The organism is Niveispirillum lacus (genome assembly GCF_002251795.1).
In the GTDB taxonomy this organism is placed as follows: Bacteria; Pseudomonadota; Alphaproteobacteria; order Azospirillales; family Azospirillaceae; genus Niveispirillum; species Niveispirillum lacus.
This window is the reverse complement of sequence record NZ_NOXU01000030.1, coordinates 464,837-483,159: the sequence shown is the minus strand read 5'-3', so window position 1 is coordinate 483,159 and position 18,323 is coordinate 464,837. Positions and strand designations below refer to the sequence as shown.

Genomic DNA, 18,323 nt, shown 5'->3' with positions numbered 1-18,323 from the left:
CATCTGTCCTTAAAGCGTCACGTTCCGGTAAGGTAGTTGCAACGCAGTAGGAAGCAAGAGCAAACCACAAAATGCATGAAACACCTGTGACAGATGACACAGGGACGGGTAAATTCGCAACAGTTTGAAGCGAACTTTGTTCAGATCGCTATATCCAGCGATGATCACGGTACCATTTTGCCGCACCGGCAAAGCCTTCCCGCAGCCCCACGCGGGGTTTCCACAGCGATTCAGGCGGCATCTGCTGCGACGCGAGGGACCAGTCCGCATGGGTGATCTCCCGCGTCTTGGGCAAGGTCAGCATGACGGCTTTACCTGTCAGCGCCGCGGTGATGCTGCCGCCCAGCCCGATGGCCCGCAACAGCAGCACGGGAACCCGGACACGGGCTGCACGGTGCCCCAGGGCATCGGCGGCACAATCCAGGATATTGGTCCAGTCGTAACCGCCCGTCACCCCGTCACACAGGCCAAATGACTGCCCACAGGGCCCACCAGGGGCGGCCAGGGCGGCGATGGCGGCGGCGGCATCGTCGACCTGTATCATGGCCAGCCGCGCATCGCGCCCCCCCAGGACCGGCACCACGGGGCCAGCCGCCGCCTTGAACAGGGACAGGGTTTCGCGGTCCCAGGGACCGTAGATGGCCGGCGGGCGCACAATGCACCAGTCGTCCCCACCATAGGCAGCAATGGCGGCAACCTCTCCTGCCCGCTTGCTGGCGGCATAGTGGGACAGGTGCGGCTGTGTCGCGGCCTGACTGGAGATCACCAGCAGGCGGGCGCCGGGGGCATGGGCCGCGACCGCCCGGCCCACGCGGGCAGACCCGCCTTCATTCACAGCGAAGAACTGCGCCCGGTCCCTGGCCTTGATCAGGCCCGCGGCGTGGATGATGACATCCGCCCCCGTTACCAGCCGGGCCAGGGCCGCGTCATCATGCAGGTCACCCAGCACCAGTTCTGGCCGCAGATCGGCCAGCAGCGGATGCACAGAGTCCTGACGCACCAGCATCCGCACGCCAAAACCGGCGCGGTGCAGGGCCGCCACAATGTAGCGGCCCAGAAAGCCGGTGCCACCGGTGATGGCGGCCAGCGCCATGATCAGGCGGACAGCATGGCGTTGGCGCCGAACTCACCAGCCAGCAGCATCTGCCGTGCCTTGGTGCGTGACAGTTTGCCGGATGATGTCTGGGGCAGCGAATGGGTGGGGACCAGCACCACCTTCACCTCCAGCCCGTGAGCGGCGCGCAGTACACCTTGTACCTGTGCCGCCAGGGCGGCGCGCGCCTCTTCCTGGGTCGGGCGGCACTGCACCAGCACCACCACCTGTTCCCCGCCATCGCCATCGACGGAAAAGGCGACAACGTCACCGCTGCGCAAACTGTCGATGGAATGTTCGGCCGACCATTCCAGATCCTGTGGCCAGATGTTGCGGCCATTAACCAGGATCAGATCCTTGGCCCGACCCGTGATCACAATCTGGCCCTGGCAGAGATAGCCGAGGTCACCCGTATCCAGCCAGCCATCGGCCGACAGCACAGCAGCGGTTTCTTCCAGCCGGTTGAAATATTCCCGCATCAGCGAGGGCCCCCGGACGAACAGGCGCCCCACCTGTTTTTCGCCCAGCAAACTGCCGTCGGGGTCCCGCACCTCAATCGCGTGACCGGGCAGGATCGGGCCGTTGAGGACAAATTCCCGTTCACGCGCCGTCTGCGGCCCTGGCGGCACGGCCACCGCGTCGCCTTCCAACCTGTCCAGATCAACGCGGTCGGTGACAAGACCAACGCCCAGCGGCGCGAAGGACAAGGCCAGCGCCGCTTCGGCCATGCCATAAGAGGGAACAAGTGCACCGGGACGAAAGCCGCGGGGGGCAAAGGCGTCGACAAATTTACGCAGCACGCGGGGACGAACCATATCACCGCCGATACCAGCCCCGCGCCATGTGGACAGGTCAATCCCTTCCGTCGATGCGGTTTCCGCCCGCCGGGCGGCCAGTTCGTACCCGAAGCTGGGACTATAGGACAGGGTGCCACCATTGCGGGTGATCAGGTGCAGCCACAACAGCGGCCGGCGGGCAAACTCACGGGTCGGCAGATAATCAATGGAAACCTGGCAGACCAGCGGAGTCAGCAAAAAGCCGACCAGCCCCATATCGTGATAGAGCGGCAGCCACGAAACACAGCGGTCGGCCGCCGTGATCTTCAGCCCGTGATGGGTAATGGCATGGGCATTGGCCATCAGCGCCTTCTGCGTCACCGCCACGCCCAGCGGAAAGCGGGTGCTGCCGGAAGAGAATTGCAGATAGCAGAGATCGTCAGGGCCCACGGTCGGCAGGGTAATCCCGGCCCCATCGACATCGTCGAACACGGCAAGCGTGCCCACCGCCTTCATCCCCAACCCATCAGCCGCCGTCAGCACCCAATCCTTCAAAGACGCCGGCGACAAGACGGCAGCAGCATCCGCCCCCTGCATCATGCGGCGGATATGGTCGATATAGGCATCCTTGCCGCCAAACGCTGCTGGCAGCGGTAGCGGGGCCGGAACCAGGCCGGCAAACTGGCAGGCGGTGAAGGCCCGCATGAAATCGCCATCGCTTTCTGCGATGATGGCGACACGATCGCCCTTCACCAGCCCCTTGGCCAGCATGCGCCTCGCCAGATCAACACCCTGGTCATACATCTGACTGTAAGGCAGCGCTTCGGTCAGTTCACCCTTGCCGGAATAGAAATTCAGACCGGTCTCCCCCTTAGCGGCATAAGTGATCGCTTCCGGCACCGTGGCGAAATCCGCCAGACGGGAGGAAAGCGCATGCTTAGAGGGGGTGGGCGTGACCATGGCGTACTGTTCCAACAAGGTTTGAAAGCCGTTCATCCGACCATAGAAGCGGCATCGCGCCTCCAGCAGAAGAAGGCCCGTCCATGCCGGTCCATACCAGAGCGCACGGTCTGGGGCAATCGGTCCGCATGTCGGGGCACCCTTGCCGCCGGTCAGACCGCCCGGACCAGCCAGTCGGCCAGCAACGCAGCATTGTGGCGGCCGGGATCGGGGATCGACAGGTCAAAGTTGGCGGCAAAGGCCGCTTCCTGCCGTTCGCGCCAGTCAGCATGCTGCGCAAAGGCGGCATCCAGATGGGTCAGCAAGGCCGGAACCTGTGCGTTTGACAGGACAGGACCCAGGGTCCAGAACCGGTAATTGGCATCATCCTGCCAGGCGACATCATGGGCATTCAAAAAAAGGCAGGGCCGGGGCCGGCAGAGAAATTCATAGACCTGGCTGCTGACATCCCCCAGATAGAGATCGGCCGCCAGCGTATAGGTCATGTCGCTGCTGGCGTCAGAACCCAGATCAATGCGTAAATGGGACAGGCCCTGAAACCGCACAAACGGCGCCATCTGGGCCGATCCCCCCGGATGGAACAGCCGCATATGCGGGGCGAAGATCAGATTATATCGGTCTTGTGTTGCCAGCAGCTCCAGCACCTGCATCCCCACCACCGGCCATGAGGACAGGGACGGTGCAAAATGCGGGTTATAGAGAATCGTGGGCCGGCCATTGGCGAACAGCGGCGGTCGATCGTTCTCCAGTCGGCGGACAATGTCGAACTTGGCATAGGCGGCCAGCGCATACTGGCCGTCACGCAGATAGCCTTTCTCAAGCAGCCGACGCACCGTTTTCGGGCTGGGGATCAGGTTAAAGTCAAATCGGGCCACACGCGGATCAAAGGTGACATCCCGGTCGCCGGCCCCATGTTCGGTATTCACCAGCTTTGGACGCGTCACCCCGAAACGGCGCATCCACAGGCTGGTCTTTTCGGTGGTGACCAGCACATCGAACCGGTTCAGGAAGGCCCGGTTATGCAGCAATGACCAGACCTTGGGCGGCAGGGGCAAAGGGCGGAAACACCTGTACGCCGCCACAGCCAGCGGCACCCGCAACAGCCGCAAAACGACGTTGGCGCCCGGATAAAGCGGAATAAAACGGCGGATATAGTCAAGATGCCCCGGTGACGGGGCCAGGATTTCGACCTGCCAATCCGGACGCAGGATGGAGAGTTCCAGCGCCATCGGCAGGGAGTGCAGGATCTGATGGTTCTGGCTGTTATAGAGGAAACCGATCCTCATGCCTTCTGACGCTCCTCCGCCATGCGCTGCCGGAACCAGCGCACCACAGGGATCAGGAACGCCACCAGCACCAGTATGGCGGAGAACATGCGGGCCCACCCGGCACCGAGCAAGTCAAACCAGTGGATGCACGCCAGTAGCACCGGGATGTAGAGGGCCGTTGTCCAGATGCGGACAATCAGCGCCTTGTGCGCCTCTCCCGCCGACACCATCACCGGTTCCAGGGGGAAGGACCAGATCCCCACCACGGCCGCAGCCACCAGCCACATCATGACGGGCCAGGCGGGCACAAACTCTTCGCCCACGATCAGGCGCAGGCCGATTTCCCCGATGAACCAACAGATCACCAGGGCCAGCATGGCCCCGGCCCCGGCCAGAAGGGCAGAGCGCTGGATCAGGGACCGCATCTCTGCGAATTGCCGTGCCTCGATCATGCGGGACAATTCGGGATAGATGGCAGGGATCAGCAGCTTGGCGGGCTTGGCCAATGCCTCTCCCAATTGCCGGGCGATGCGAAACAGGGCGGCCTCACGCGGGCCCAGCATCCAGCCCACCGCCAGCGTGCCGATATGGGTATAGGCCAGTTCCAGCGTAGAGGAAAAGTTGGTGGACCAGACGAAGCCCCAAACCCCATCGAATCCATGGCTCATGGGTTTGCCGTCGCCGCGCCAGCGATACCCGTCCAGCAGGCCGCGTTTGCGCAGTTCCGACCAGCCCTTGATGATCAGGTAGAGGCCGGCAATGGCCGTGGCGACATACCAGGCCACCAGGAAAGCGACGATACCGCCGCCCATGACCCAGGCGATGCCGCCGCCCAGCATGCGGATGATGGCCCCCAGGGTGCTTTGTACCGACAAGATGTCGAACCGGTCGATCAGGCGCAGGATGCCCGTGGGCGTGGCCTGCACCATGAACAGGACCGAGGTCACATAAACCAGCGCTGCCGGCATCAGGTCCGCCGGCCAGCCCAAGGATGCACCCAGCATCCATGCCAGCGCCACAGACAGGACAGTGCCGGCCACCGCGCTCCACCCATCCAGATATGCTGTAAAGCGCAGCAGGCGCTGGAAATCACCGATCCGTCCCTCATTCAACGCCGGTGTGCCATAGCGCAGGACGGCCTGCCAGCTCTGGAACTTGGCGATCTCGCCGATGGTCTGGGTGAAGGTATGTATCAAGACCAGCACACCGAACTGTTCCACGCCCAGCGCACGCGCCGCAATGGCCAGACCGGCCAGTCCGGCGATGGCATTCACCGTCTTGCCGCCCAGCAGAATGCCCGCATTCGCGAACAGCCGGCGCAGACGATCGTCACCGAACCAGGCACGGAGGGAGGAACGAGATTTCTGGGGCGTCACGGGCGATGCAGTCAGGCGGACGGTTCAGGGCACGCCCATTTAGCAGCATGCAACGGCGGCGCATAGGCCATGCATGCCGGGTTAGACAAATTGCAGCGTTGGCATTCGGCCCGTTAACTGTGACAGTTATCACTTTGCATCGCGGCAGCGCGGCCTAAATGAACAGAGTTCGCAGGTGCTGCACCGCGTGTGCCCAGGATTTTTCGAGGCTCCACATGTCCCGTCCGTCCACTTTCCCCTTACTGCGCCGCACGGCGATGGCAACGCTGCTGGCGCTGTCGGTTGCCACCCTGCCGGCAGCGGCACAAGACGGCGCCCCGGCGCCGAATGGGGACGAGAGCCGCGTGAGCGATCTGCAAATGGCGGCCGGCCCGGCGGAGGATATGAATGATCCGCTGGAGCCCGTGAACCGCGCCATTTTCTGGGTGAATGAAGGACTGGACGTCGTGCTGATCCGCCCGGCGGCCAAGGTTTATCGCACGGTGCTGCCCAATCCGGTGCAAAAGGGCGTGCGCAATGTGCTGCGCAACCTGCGTTCGCCCCTGGATTTGACCAACCAGCTTTTGCAAGGCGACTGGCAGGGGGCCGGCGATGTGCTGCGCCGCTTCACGATCAACAGCACGATCGGGCTGGGCGGCCTGATGGATGTGGCCGCCGATCATGGCATGCCCTACGAATATGAAAGTCTGGATCAGACGCTGGCTGTCTGGGGTATTCCGGAGGGGCCGTATCTGGTCTTGCCGTTGCTGGGCCCCTCCTCAGTCCGCGACGCGACGGGTTTTGCCGGCGAGTTTTTTGCCGATCCCGTCTCCAACTATGCCAGCAATACCAACCAGGACTGGATCACCCTGAGCCGCGGCACCCTGACGGCGCTGGATACGCGGGCGGAATATATCGAAGCGCTGGACGATGTGAAGCGCAACAGCTTCGACTATTACGCGTCAATGCGGTCATTGTACCGTCAGCGCCGCGACGGCTGGATCCGCGACGGCAAGCCCGATGTGGAACAGATGCCCGACATTCCCGATTACGAGTGATCAGCGGCGCCTGTTGACCGCAGGTCAGGCCAGCCACTTGTCCACAACATCGACAATGTTGCGCAGGCTGAGCAGCATGATGACAACCGCGACCAGGATCATCATCGGTTTATCGGGCAGCTTCTGTGTCACCATGGCGGCAAATGGCGCCGCCACCACACCACCGATGATCAGACCCAGAATGGCCGGCCAGAGATCCAGGCCTATGGTAAAAATGAAGGTGAAGGAAATCGTCGTTGTGACGAAAAACTCTGCCAGATTGGTGGAGCCGATGGCATAGCGCGGCGTGGTACCGCCGCCGATCAGGGTGCTGGCCACCATTGGCCCCCAGCCACCGCCGCCGACCGCATCCAGAAAACCCCCGGTCAAGCCCAGGCCCGTGACCTTCCGCGTGGATAATTCATGCGGCGGCGGCGGATGCAGCGCCTTCCACAGAATCAGGCCGCCCATCGCCAGCAGATACACCGCCACCAGCGGGCGGATAAAATCACCTTCCACCCCAGACAGAAGATAGGCGCCCAGTGCGCCCCCCAGCATGCCCGGCAGGGCCAGTCGCCAGACAAGATCCAACCGCACATTCCTGGCCCGCCAATGCGCGAAGCCAGAGGCGCCTGTGGTGAACATCTCCGCCACATGAACACTGGCACTGGCGGTGGCCGGGGGCACACCCATCGACATCATGACGGTGCTGGCCGTGACGCCATAGGCCATGCCGATGGCGCCGTCCACCATCTGGGCCGCGAAACCGACGGCAACGAACAACAGGATATCTTCGAGCATGGCGCCTCCTGTTGTTCAACCTAGGCGGAATCACCCGCCTCTGCCAACCCCATCGCCAGAAGCGTGGCCGTCATATGCGGCGGCAGGGGAGCGGTTGCTGTTATTTCGGTACCGGAGCCATCCAGATTGGGGAACCGAATGGAGCGGGCCAACAGGTGCAGCGGCACCGGGGCCGGACGGTCGGCACCATAAATGGGATCTCCCAGGATCGGCATCGCCATATAAGCACAATGCGCCCGCAACTGATGCATGCGGCCGGTCCGTGGCGACAGTTCCAGCAACGCCCGATCATCGGCCCAGCCCAGGGTTTTCCAGCGGGTCAGCGCCGGCTTGGCCGTTACATCGACCACCACCTTTGACCCACCCGGCACCCAGACCTTGCCCAAGGGTAGGTCAATCACCCCACCATCGGTCCGGGGCCCGGACTGTACAACGGCCCAATATGTTTTGTGCACCCGCCCCTCTAGAAACATCGCGCCCAGCCGCGCCGCCGCCTCGGCATCACGCGCCAGGACCAGACACCCGGCGGTATCCTTGTCCAACCGATGGGCCAGCCGCGGCGGTTCCGGCCGGTCACCCTGGATCAGGGGCAGGTAGAGTTCCAAGTGATCCTTTGTTCTGGTTCCGAAATGAACCGGCAACCCGTAGGGTTTATCCAGGATGATGACACGGTCATCCTGATAGAGCACGCGCCGTTGCATCTGTTCGGTATCATAGGACATCCACCAGCCCCCCGCCCCTATCTGCCGATCGCAGCGCGGGCCTGCTGCCGGACACCCGCCAGGATCTGGTCCGACAGCGCCGGGTCCGCGACGGCCACAGCGCGGGCCAGGTTCATGCCCCCGACCAGAACAGAAACCAGGGCGGCGGCCCGCCCTTCCGCCAGCGGATCATCGGGCGGCAGATGGGCACGGATGGCCGCAATATAGCGTGCCACCCCGGCCGTGAACTGATCACGTACTGGCCCGGACAAACGGGAAACATCCGCGCCCAGTGCCACCATGGGGCATGGTCCCTCGCGGTCGCGGTGATCGGCCGAGACATATTGGTCGATATAATCCTCCAGGCTGGCCGCACCCCGCACCCGCTCCACCGCGTTGCCAAAGCTGAGATCGCAGACCTCAGCCGCCAGCGCCTCCTTCGAGGCGAAATGGCCGTAAAAGCCGCCATGGGTCAGACCGGCCGCCTCGGTCACCTCTGCCACACCCACCTTGTCGATCCCACGCGCACGGAACAGGCGCGAGGCCGCCGACAGAATGGCGTCCCGATGTTGCCCCGCCTTCTGTTTCGACACACGCACAACCCACCCCCCGCAAAAACGCCGCCCATCATGCTTGACCCGGTGCATGTTACCTATCATGACTGAGTTATCATTATGATCATCATGAATACCAGCGACCATTTCGGGGCTGCTGACAGGAGGTGCGGTTTGTTCCTGTCTGATCGTCTGGCGGCCCGTTTGGCCGTGCGCAACATCCATTATGGCTGGGTTGTCGTCGCGGCCACTTTCCTGACGGCGATCACCGCCGCCGGCGCCATGGGCGCGCCCGGTGTGCTGATGATCCAGCTACAGAAAGAATTCGGCTGGACCACGTCGGAGATCTCAACGGCATTGGCCATCCGCATGGTGCTTTTCGGGCTGATGGGACCGTTCGCCGCCGCGTTGATCAACCGGTTCGGTGTCCGACGTATGACCCTCACCTCGCTGTCCATCATTGCCGGCGGCATGGTCCTGTCGTTGGGCATGAGCAGCCTGTGGGAACTGATCCTGCTGTGGGGCGTGGTGGTGGGGCTTGGCACCGGCATGACAGCCCTGGTCCTGGGGGCGACCGTGGCCACCCGTTGGTTCACCCATCGTCGCGGCCTGGTGGTGGGGTTGCTGACGGCCAGTTCGGCCACAGGTCAACTGGTGTTCATCCCGATGACTGCCTGGCTGGCCGAGGAAATTGGTTGGCGCACCGCCCTGTCGGTGATCTGTGCCATGCTGACGGTGGCCGCGCTTGCCGTGCTGCTGCTGATGCGCGACCGGCCGGGCGATGTCGGCCTGCGCGCCTATGGCGAGGCCCCCGGCCTTCCGGAACCGGCACCGCCAGCACCGGCCGGGTCCGTGGCCTTTGCTGCCATCGACGCCTTGCGCATGGCCGCAAAGTCCAGGGTGTTCTGGGTACTGTTCGTTACTTTTTTTGTCTGCGGGGCCAGCACCAACGGCCTGATCCAGACCCATCTGGTGCCGATGTGTGTGGATTTCGGCATGCCCGTGGTCCAGGCGGCGGGCATGCTGGCCCTGATCGGTCTGTTCGACTTTATCGGGACGGTCGTGTCGGGCTGGTTGTCCGATCGGTATGACAATCGCTGGCTGCTATTCTGGTATTACGGGCTGCGTGGCCTGTCCCTGTTGTACCTGCCCTTCTCCGACTTCACCTTCTATGGTCTGGCCCTGTTCGCGGTGTTTTATGGGTTGGACTGGGTGGCAACCGTGCCCCCGACGGTCAAGCTGACGGCCGAACGGTTCGGGCGCGAACAGGCCAACCTGGTCTTTGGATGGATTTTCGCCGGTCATCAGTTGGGTGCGGCGGTTGCCGCTTTCGGTGGTGGCTTTTCGCGCACCTATCTCGACAGCTATATGCCGGCCTTTTATGTGGCGGGTGTGCTGTGCCTGTTCGCGGCCCTGATCTGCCCGACCCTCGGCAAAAAGGCAGAACCGGTGCCAGCCTGAACAGCCCCGGTTCTGGCCAAACGCCAGCAGCGTCAATCGTACCGCAGCTCCCCCGCCTTGCCCCGGAACACCCGATAGGCAAAGGCCGTGTAGCCCACAATCACCGGCAAGACCACACAGGTGCCGACAAAAATGATCATCAGGCTTTCGGGGGCGGCGGCGGCCTGCCAGACGGTCAGTTTCTCCGGCACGACATACGGATAGAAACTATAGGCCAGACCGTTGAAACCCAGGGCAAAAATGCCCACCGCCCCGGCAAAGGGCATCCAGGCCCAGCGGTCCCCGGCATTGGGCAGCCGGTCCAGCGCCAGTTTTACCCCGACAAACAGCAGCAGCGTCATCAAGGGCACCGGCGCCAGCAGGATAAGATAAGGCAGATCAAACCACTTGGCCGCGATCCGATCACTGACCAGCGGGGTGGCGATGGAGATGGCGGCCATGCCCAGGGCCGCCAGCCACAAGGTGTGGCGCGCCCAGATCACGGCCTTGGCCTGCAAGCCACCGTCGGTCTTCAAGATCAGCCATCCGGCCCCGATGAAGGCGTAGGCGGCCGTCAGGCATACCCCCGTCAGCAGGCCGAACAGCACCGCCGACAACCCGGTTTCAAGACCCAGGATATAGACACCCAGCATATAGCCCTGTGACAGGGCCGCCAGCAGTGACCCGCCGATAAAGGCCCGGTTCCACCAGCGGCGCTGGCCGCCATCGGTCTTGGCCCGAAATTCAAAGCTGACCCCACGCAGAATCAGCCCCAGCAAGAGCACGGCCGCCGGCAGGTAGAGATGGCTGAGGATCATGCCATGGGCCATGGGAAAGGCCACCAACAGCAGCCCCACCGCCAGCACCAGCCAGGTCTCGTTCGCGTCCCAGAAAGGGCCGATGCTGGCGATCATGCGGTCGCGTTCGGCATCGCCTGCCCGCGCCATCAAAATCCCGACCCCCAGATCGTACCCATCCAGCACCACATAAGCCAGGATCGACAATCCCATCAGGGCGGCAAATGCAACCGGCAGCCAGTGTGCGTCGTTCATGAACTCCATCACGGATTTCCTTATTCTGCCGCGGCGGTGGCGCCCGCCGTCACGGGCAGCCCAGCCCCCGCCGTGGCCCCGGCCCCCTGCATCGCCTTGGCCGCCAGCTTAAACAGCACGGCGATATAGGCGATCAGCAGGCCGGCATAGACCAGCAGATACATGGTCAGCGACAGACCGATCTGTGGCGCGGGGACAGCGCTGGCCGCCTCCCAGGTTTTCATCACGCCGGTGACCAGCCAGGGCTGGCGCCCGATCTCGGTCACGTACCAGCCAGCCAGGGTGGCAACCCAGCCGGAGAAGGTCATGCCCACCAGGGCACGGGCATGCCAGATGCCCAGGGTACCCCGCCGCCGCAACGTCCAGGCGCAGGCCCAGGACACCAGCAGCATCAGCATGCCCACGCCCACCATGACACGGAAGGCATAGAAGACCGGGGCCACAGGCGGATGGGCGCCGTCAAAATCCTTCAGGCCCTGGATCACGCCATCGGGATCATGCTTCAAGATCAGGCTGGCGCCGCTGGGAATTCCCAGTTCAAAATGATTGGTCTGCGCCTGTTCATCCGGGACCGCAAACAGCAGCAACGGCACGTTACCGCCGGTTTCCCAATGCCCCTCCATCGCGGCTACCTTGGCCGGCTGATGTTCCAGCGTGTTCAGCCCGTGCAGGTCACCCGCCAGGATCTGCACCGGGATCAGGGCGGCAGCGACATAGACACCGGTACGCAGGCTGGCCAGCACCACCGGCGCGCGGTCCCCCTTCAGCCAGCGCCAGGCAGAAAGGCCCGCCACCAGGAACGCCGCCGTCAGGCCCGAAGCCAGCAGCATATGGACCAGACGATAAGGCATGGAAGGGTTGAAGATGATGGCAAACCAGTCGGTGGCATGGGCCACGCCATCGCGCATTTCAAACCCGGCCGGTGTGTGCATCCAACTGTTCAACACCAAGATCCAGAAGGCCGACATGGTGGTGCCGAAAGCAACCAGCGCCGTGGCCAGGGTATGGACCCAGTTACGCACCTTCCGGAAGCCGAACAGCATGATGGCGATGAATGTCGCTTCCAGGAAAAACGCCGTCAGCACCTCATAGGCCAGGAGAGGCCCGGCGATGTTGCCCACCTTCTCCATGAAGCCCGGCCAGTTGGTGCCGAACTGAAAGCTCATGGTGATGCCAGAGACGACCCCCAGCGCAAAGGTGACAGCAAACACCTTCACCCACTGGAAATAGGCATCCATCCATTTGGTATCGCCCGTCGCATTGAAGCGCAGCTTGAAGAACAGCAGAATCCAGGCCAGGGCGATGGTGATGGTGGGAAACAGGATGTGGAAGGAGATATTGGCCGCAAATTGAATGCGAGCAAGGATAACGGCATCCATAATGTCAGCCCTCCTTTTCTGTGCGTCTGCCACCGGGAAGGGTGAACAGCCGGTCCTTCATTTCCAGGATCTTCTGAACCTTGGCACCCATGCTCAACAACTGCACCAGACGCTCTGTCTCCATCCGGCGGACATCGTCGTACCAGCCGCATAACAGCTCGATCAGTTCATGCATCTCGCGCATCCGATCCTGCGCATGGCGTTCCTCGGCCGTGCCAGGGGTCTGCATCAGCAATTCCCGAAGGATCGACAAGGTGGGATCGACCTCCCGCTTTTTGCGCTCTTCCACCAGGGTGCGGACGATCTGCCAGATATCGTCAGGCGTGGTGTAAAAATCACGCCGGTCATCCGGCCGGTGCAGCAGCCGTACCAGATTCCAGGATTGCAGTTCCTTGAGGCCGATGGACACGTTGGAGCGCGAGAACCCCAACTGTTCCACCATATCATCGGCACAGAGCGGCTCCGGCGCGATATAGAGCAGCGCATAGATCTGACCGACGGTCCGGTTGATGCCCCAGCGGCTCCCCATCTCACCGAAATGCAGCACGAAGGCCTGGACCAGGGGTGGCAGCTTCATGATTTCCTCTAGTTTCAGAAATTTCTGAAAGATGTAGAAGGAAAACAGTTGCCCGTCATCGTGGCGAGATGACGCGGCCCGGTGGTGGTGCAGAAAGGGGAAGAGGATAGGTGATGCCCGTCATCCCTCCCGACAGAAAAAAACCACGCCGAGCAGCCGCTGGCGTGGTCTTGATGGCCAATGGTGAAGGGGTCAGACGGCCCGGATCAGAACGGGATTTCGTCATCCAGGTCAGCGGCCGGGCTCGGACGGGAGCCACCGCCGGCACCACCGCGCGGGGAACCACCACGGCTGCTGCTGCCATAATCGCCGCCGCCGCCGCCGTAAGAGCCGCCACCGCCGTAGCCACCACCCCCGCCGCCGCCGCCGTAATCGGCGCCACGGTCATCATAACCGCCGCCGCCGCCCATGCCGCCTTCGCGGCCGTCCAGCAGGGTCAGTTCACCCCGATATTGGCGCAGCACCACCTCGGTTGTGTAGCGTTCTTGGCCCTGCTGGTCTTGCCATTTGCGGGTTTCCAACTGGCCTTCGATATAGACCTTGCTGCCCTTTTTCAGGAAGCGTTCGGCAACGCCCACCAGATTCTCGTTAAAGATCACGACGCTGTGCCACTGCGTGCGTTCCTGCCGCTCACCCGTGCCGCGGTCCTTCCAGGTCTCCGACGTTGCGATGCGCAAGGTGCAGACCTTGCCGCCATTCTGCAACGACCGGACCTCCGGCTCCTTACCCAGGTTGCCGATCAGGATGACCTTGTTGACGCTGCCCGCCATAGCTGTCGCTCTTTCGCAAAAAGGGATCGTCGGCGGAAGCTGCCCGCCGCCGGATGTTTGGCACCCTACACGCTGCTTTCTACATTTTTAATGGGAACAATACAAGAACATTGCTTTCCACTAATGGACGGGGCATTCTCGTCCGTGTCCCATGACCAGCCGGACGCAACCATGACCATGCTTCCTTTTGCCGATGCCGAGCAGACGCTGCGCACCCATGCCCTGACCCTGCCGGAAGCGGCGGAGGATTTTCCCTGGGGGGAACGGGTCATCAAGGTGCGGGGCAAGATCTTCATCTTCGTCCACCATTATGAGGGCGTGTTCCGTGTCACCCTGAAACTGCCGCAGTCCCGCGATTTCGCGCTGGATTTGCCGGGCACTCAACCCACCGGCTATGGACTGGGCAAGGCTGGCTGGGTCACGTTCAAGTTCAAGGCCGGGGACGAGATTGATGTGGAGCGGCTGTGCCACTGGACCTTGGAGAGCTATCGCGCGGTGGCGCCCAAACGGTTATCAGCCCTTCTGCCCACATGACGGGGCCGCGTTCAGGCGCCCTTTTCAAACCGGCCCCACCGTCTATCCTTAACCGCACCGCAGCATCCGCCCGCCCCACGGGACAGAAAGCCGAAGATCAAAACCGATGAACAAGCATATTTCCGTCCGTGGCGCCCGCGAACATAATTTGAAGAATGTTGATGTCGATCTGCCGCGCGACAGTCTGGTGGTCATCACCGGCCTGTCGGGGTCGGGCAAATCCTCGCTGGCCTTCGACACGATCTATGCCGAGGGGCAACGGCGCTATGTGGAAAGTCTGTCGGCCTATGCGCGCCAGTTCCTGGAATTGATGCAGAAACCCGAAGTGGACAGTATCGAGGGTCTGTCGCCCGCCATTTCCATCGAACAGAAAACGACCAGCCGCAATCCCCGCTCCACCGTCGGTACGGTGACGGAGATTTATGATTATATGCGCCTGCTCTTCGCGCGTATCGGCATCCCCTACTCCCCCGTCACGGGCCTGCCCATTGAAAGCCAGACGGTCAGCCAGATGGTGGACCGTATCCTGGCCATGCCGGAAGGCACGCGGCTGTATCTTCTGGCCCCCATCGCGCGCGGCAAGAAGGGGGAATTCAAGAAGGAGCTGGCGGAACTGCGCAAGCGCGGGTTCCAGCGGGTGAAGATTAATGGCGAGATGTATGAGATCGAGGAGGCCCCCACCCTCGACAAGAAGCTGAAGCATGATATCGAGGTGGTGGTCGACCGGTTGAAGGTGCAGGCCGATCTGGGCAACCGGTTGGCGGACTCGATTGAGACGGGTCTGGACCTGTCCGACGGACTGATCTTTGCCGAAAATGCCGATACCGGTGAACGCACCGTGTTTTCTGCCAAGTTCGCCTGCCCCGTCAGCGGTTTCACCATCGAAGAGGTAGAGCCGCGCCTGTTCAGCTTCAACAATCCGTTCGGCGCCTGCCCGGCCTGTGACGGGCTGGGGTCCAAGCATTATTTCGACCCGATGCTGGTGATCCCGGATGAGCGGTTGAGCCTGCGGGAGGGTGCCGTCGCCCCCTGGGCCAATTCCAGCTCGCAATATTACCTGCAGACCCTGGAAAGCATCTGCGCCCATTATGGCAGTAGCATCGACAAGGCCTGGGAGAAGCAGCCGGAGGAGCTGCGCCACTGCATCCTGTTCGGGTCGGGCAAAGTGGCCATCACCATGCGGTATGATGATGGTCTGCGCGCCTATGAAACGAAGAAGCCGTTTGAGGGTGTGGTCAATAATCTCCAGCGCCGCTGGAAAGAAACCGAAAGCGCGCTGGTGCGCGAGGAATTGTCCAAATACCAGTCGTCGCAGCCCTGCGAGACCTGTCATGGCGCCCGTCTGAAGCCAGAAGCCCTGGCCGTCAAGATCAAGGGCCTGTCCATCGCCGATATCAGCCGCATGTCCATCCGCGAGGCCGGCGAATGGTTCCTGGCGCTGGACCCGCATTTAACGCAGAAGCAGCGCGACATTGCGGTACGGATTTTAAAGGAAATCAACGAACGGCTGGGCTTCCTCAACAATGTCGGCCTGGAATATCTGGCGCTGGACCGTGCCTCGGGGACCTTGTCGGGCGGGGAAAGCCAGCGTATCCGACTGGCCTCGCAGATCGGGTCCGGCCTGACGGGCGTGCTGTATGTGCTGGATGAACCCTCAATCGGTCTGCATCAGCGCGATAATGACCGGTTGCTGACGACCTTGAAACGTCTACGCGATATCGGCAACACCGTGATTGTCGTCGAGCATGACGAGGATGCGATCCGGGTGGCCGATTACCTGGTCGATATGGGACCGGGAGCCGGGGTACATGGGGGCACCGTGGTGGCGCAGGGCACACCGGCGGAGGTGATGGCCCATCCGACGAGCCTGACGGCGCAATATTTGTCGGGCCGCCGCCGTATCGAGATCCCCAAGCAGCGCCGGCCTGGCCATCCGGGACAGTTCCTGGAAGTCACGGGCTGCCGCACCAACAATCTGCGTGACGTGTCGGCCAAGGTGCCGCTGGGCACCTTCACCTGTGTCACCGGCGTGTCGGGCGGCGGCAAGTCGACCCTGGTGATCGAAACGCTGTACAAGGCGCTGGCCAAAAAACTGATGGGCGCGCGCGAACATCCGGGCGAACATGACGCCATCCATGGGCTGGAGAATATCGACAAGGTCATTGATATCGACCAGTCGCCCATTGGCCGCACGCCGCGATCCAATCCTGCCACCTATACCGGCTGTTTCACGCCCATTCGCGACTGGTTCGCGGGCCTGCCGGAGGCGAAGGCGCGCGGTTATGGGGCGGGCCGGTTCAGCTTCAACGTCAAGGGCGGGCGATGTGAGGCGTGCCAGGGCGATGGCGTTATCAAGATCGAGATGCATTTCCTGCCCGATGTCTATGTCACCTGCGATGTCTGTCACGGCAAACGCTATAACCGCGAAACGCTGGAGGTCCTGTACAAGGGCAAGAGTATTGCCGACGTGCTGGACATGACGGTGGAGGAAGGGGCGGAGTTTTTCCGCGCAGTGCCGTCGATCCGCGACAAGCTGGAAACGCTGGACCGTGTCGGCCTTGGTTACATCAAGGTCGGGCAACCGGCCACCACCCTGTCAGGCGGTGAGGCGCAGCGGGTGAAATTGGCCAAGGAACTGGCCCGCCGGTCCACCGGCCGCACCATCTATATCCTGGACGAGCCCACCACCGGTCTGCATTTCGAGGATGTACGCAAACTGCTGGAAGTGCTGCATGCCCTGGTGGACCAGGGCAATACGGTGCTGGTGATCGAGCATAATCTGGAGGTGATCAAAACCGCCGACTGGATCATCGATATGGGGCCGGAGGGCGGCAATGGCGGCGGCGAGATTGTGGCCGCCGGCACGCCCGAACAGGTGGCCAAAGCGCCGCGCAGCCATACGGGGCATTATCTGGCTCCCTATGTCAACCAGCCCAAACGCAAGGCGGGCTGATCAGTCGGCCAGCAGCCAGTCACGCAGCGGGGCCCAGACCTTGGCCTTGGCCCCGCCGCTGACCACCATGCCAATATGGCCCAAAGCCGGCTGCCAGACAGTCGCGCCGGGCAGCAGTGAGCCCAGTGCCGCGGCCGAGGCAGGCGGCACAATCCGGTCCCGCGCCGGTACAATGACCAGCGACCGACAGCGCAGGTCAGCCGGCCGAACGGGCACGTCGGCAACCCGCCATTCACCCCGACCGGGTGTATTGTCGCCATACCAGCCGGTCAGACATTCGCGGGCAATGGCGGCCGGCAGGCTGACCCCATCATTCAGCCAATCCTCCAAAGCCACAAAATCGTCCGCCTCATCGCTGGCCATATCCATGGACGCAAAACGACTGAATTTCTTATAGGCCAGCAGCGGGTCCAGGGTGGCGAACAAGGTCTGCACCCCATCGACCGGCAATTCCCCCAACAGGCGCATCACCGGGTCGAACGGGTTGATCAGGGCGGCCGTGCGCTGGGCCGCCGCCGCATCATCGGCATGGAAATCCCAGGGCGTGGCAAGGGCCACGTAGCCGCTGACCAGATCGGGCCGCCGCAGGGCCGCCCCCAGCGCCAGCAGTCCACCCATGCAGTATCCGACCAGGGTTACCGGGCCGCCGGCCCGCGCACAGGTGGCTTCCAGGGCGCGGACCAAACGGCCCGCAACGACATCGGACAGGCCAAAGCGCCGTTCCATCGGCCCCGGATAGCCCCATTCCAGCAGGAAAGGCCGGATGCCGCCGCCGCCCGCCGCATCCCCCCCCTGCCCCGCCAGCCAGCGCAGCAGGCTTTTGCGCCAGGACAGGTCCAGGATATAGCCGCGATTGACCAGAGAGGGCACAAACAGCACCGGCCTGCCGGTCGTACCCACCTCCAGCAGGCGTGCCCTGCCCTCCTGCCAGACGGGGTCGGCATCGGTGATATCGCGTTGATAGGGATGGTGGCGATAACGTTCCAGCCCGGTCAGGAACCGGTCGAGTCGGCGCCGCATCTCCCGGTCCACCGCCCGGCTGAAGGGGGCAAACGCCTCTGCTGCCAGGGGTA

General features: G+C 62.9%; 16 protein-coding genes. 4 read left to right on the top strand and 12 right to left on the bottom strand.

All coding sequences use genetic code 11. The features are described 5' to 3' along the window. Positions 1-148 precede the first annotated feature (148 nt). The 4 genes from CHU95_RS15115 to CHU95_RS15100 form a co-directional block, all read right to left on the bottom strand. Positions 149-1,093: an NAD-dependent epimerase/dehydratase family protein gene (locus CHU95_RS15115; protein ID WP_094457130.1), complete on the bottom strand. Its 945-nt coding sequence runs from the start codon at positions 1,091-1,093 to the stop codon at positions 149-151. A 2-nt stretch (positions 1,094-1,095) separates the two neighbouring features. Further along, complete coding sequence (locus CHU95_RS15110; protein ID WP_094457283.1) at positions 1,096-2,829, bottom strand: fatty acyl-AMP ligase; 1,734 nt, start codon at positions 2,827-2,829, stop codon at positions 1,096-1,098. A 152-nt stretch (positions 2,830-2,981) separates the two neighbouring features. Next, positions 2,982-4,115, bottom strand: coding sequence for a hypothetical protein (locus CHU95_RS15105; RefSeq protein ID WP_094457129.1), 1,134 nt, complete (start codon positions 4,113-4,115; stop codon positions 2,982-2,984). Then, positions 4,112-5,473 (bottom strand): lipopolysaccharide biosynthesis protein, encoded by a 1,362-nt coding sequence (locus tag CHU95_RS15100; protein WP_165772196.1) that lies wholly within the window; start codon positions 5,471-5,473, stop codon positions 4,112-4,114. Before CHU95_RS15100 ends, CHU95_RS15105 begins: the two co-directional genes overlap by 4 nt. 215 nt (positions 5,474-5,688) lie before the next feature. Here CHU95_RS15100 and CHU95_RS15095 point away from each other — a divergent pair, with 215 nt between their 5' ends. Next, positions 5,689-6,510: an MlaA family lipoprotein gene (locus CHU95_RS15095; RefSeq protein ID WP_094457127.1), complete on the top strand. Its 822-nt coding sequence runs from the start codon at positions 5,689-5,691 to the stop codon at positions 6,508-6,510. 24 nt (positions 6,511-6,534) lie between these two features. Here the strand turns inward: CHU95_RS15095 and CHU95_RS15090 are convergent, their stop codons facing one another. From CHU95_RS15090 to CHU95_RS15080, 3 genes are read right to left on the bottom strand one after another with little or no spacing between them, the layout of a single operon-like run. Next, the gene (locus CHU95_RS15090) at positions 6,535-7,290 is read right to left on the bottom strand and encodes a sulfite exporter TauE/SafE family protein (protein ID WP_094457126.1); all 756 of its coding nucleotides are present in this window, start codon (positions 7,288-7,290) and stop codon (positions 6,535-6,537) included. A gap of 20 nt (positions 7,291-7,310) precedes the next feature. After that, positions 7,311-8,012 (bottom strand): RluA family pseudouridine synthase, encoded by a 702-nt coding sequence (locus tag CHU95_RS15085; protein ID WP_094457125.1) that lies wholly within the window; start codon positions 8,010-8,012, stop codon positions 7,311-7,313. A 17-nt stretch (positions 8,013-8,029) separates the two neighbouring features. Beyond that, positions 8,030-8,584: a TetR/AcrR family transcriptional regulator gene (locus CHU95_RS15080; protein WP_245838282.1), complete on the bottom strand. Its 555-nt coding sequence runs from the start codon at positions 8,582-8,584 to the stop codon at positions 8,030-8,032. A gap of 81 nt (positions 8,585-8,665) precedes the next feature. On the opposite strand from CHU95_RS15080, the gene CHU95_RS15075 reads away from it, so the two are divergent. After that, positions 8,666-10,006: an MFS transporter gene (locus CHU95_RS15075; protein ID WP_245838281.1), complete on the top strand. Its 1,341-nt coding sequence runs from the start codon at positions 8,666-8,668 to the stop codon at positions 10,004-10,006. Between the two features lie 32 nt (positions 10,007-10,038). Here CHU95_RS15075 and CHU95_RS15070 read toward each other — a convergent pair whose 3' ends face one another. The 4 genes from CHU95_RS15070 to ssb form a co-directional block, all read right to left on the bottom strand. Then, the gene (locus tag CHU95_RS15070) at positions 10,039-11,037 is read right to left on the bottom strand and encodes a cytochrome d ubiquinol oxidase subunit II (protein ID WP_245838279.1); all 999 of its coding nucleotides are present in this window, start codon (positions 11,035-11,037) and stop codon (positions 10,039-10,041) included. 20 nt (positions 11,038-11,057) lie between these two features. Continuing rightward, positions 11,058-12,416 (bottom strand): cytochrome ubiquinol oxidase subunit I, encoded by a 1,359-nt coding sequence (locus CHU95_RS15065; RefSeq protein WP_094457123.1) that lies wholly within the window; start codon positions 12,414-12,416, stop codon positions 11,058-11,060. Positions 12,417-12,420: 4 nt separating this feature from the next. After that, complete coding sequence (locus CHU95_RS15060; RefSeq protein ID WP_094457122.1) at positions 12,421-12,993, bottom strand: GbsR/MarR family transcriptional regulator; 573 nt, start codon at positions 12,991-12,993, stop codon at positions 12,421-12,423. 206 nt (positions 12,994-13,199) lie between these two features. Then, positions 13,200-13,763, bottom strand: a complete 564-nt coding sequence (gene ssb, locus CHU95_RS15055; RefSeq protein WP_094457121.1) for a single-stranded DNA-binding protein — start codon at positions 13,761-13,763, stop codon at positions 13,200-13,202. Positions 13,764-13,934: 171 nt separating this feature from the next. On the opposite strand from ssb, the gene CHU95_RS15050 reads away from it, so the two are divergent. Together CHU95_RS15050 and uvrA are read left to right on the top strand one after the other, a co-directional pair. Beyond that, a complete protein-coding gene (locus CHU95_RS15050; RefSeq protein ID WP_165772195.1) occupies positions 13,935-14,297 on the top strand; it encodes an MmcQ/YjbR family DNA-binding protein in 363 nt (120 codons plus the stop codon). Positions 14,298-14,403: 106 nt separating this feature from the next. Then, positions 14,404-17,250 (top strand): excinuclease ABC subunit UvrA, encoded by a 2,847-nt coding sequence (uvrA, locus tag CHU95_RS15045; protein WP_094457119.1) that lies wholly within the window; start codon positions 14,404-14,406, stop codon positions 17,248-17,250. Here uvrA and CHU95_RS15040 read toward each other — a convergent pair whose 3' ends face one another. Further along, positions 17,251-18,270: an alpha/beta fold hydrolase gene (locus CHU95_RS15040; protein WP_245838277.1), complete on the bottom strand. Its 1,020-nt coding sequence runs from the start codon at positions 18,268-18,270 to the stop codon at positions 17,251-17,253. It lies immediately after the preceding gene. Between the last annotated feature and the right edge of the window lie 53 nt (positions 18,271-18,323).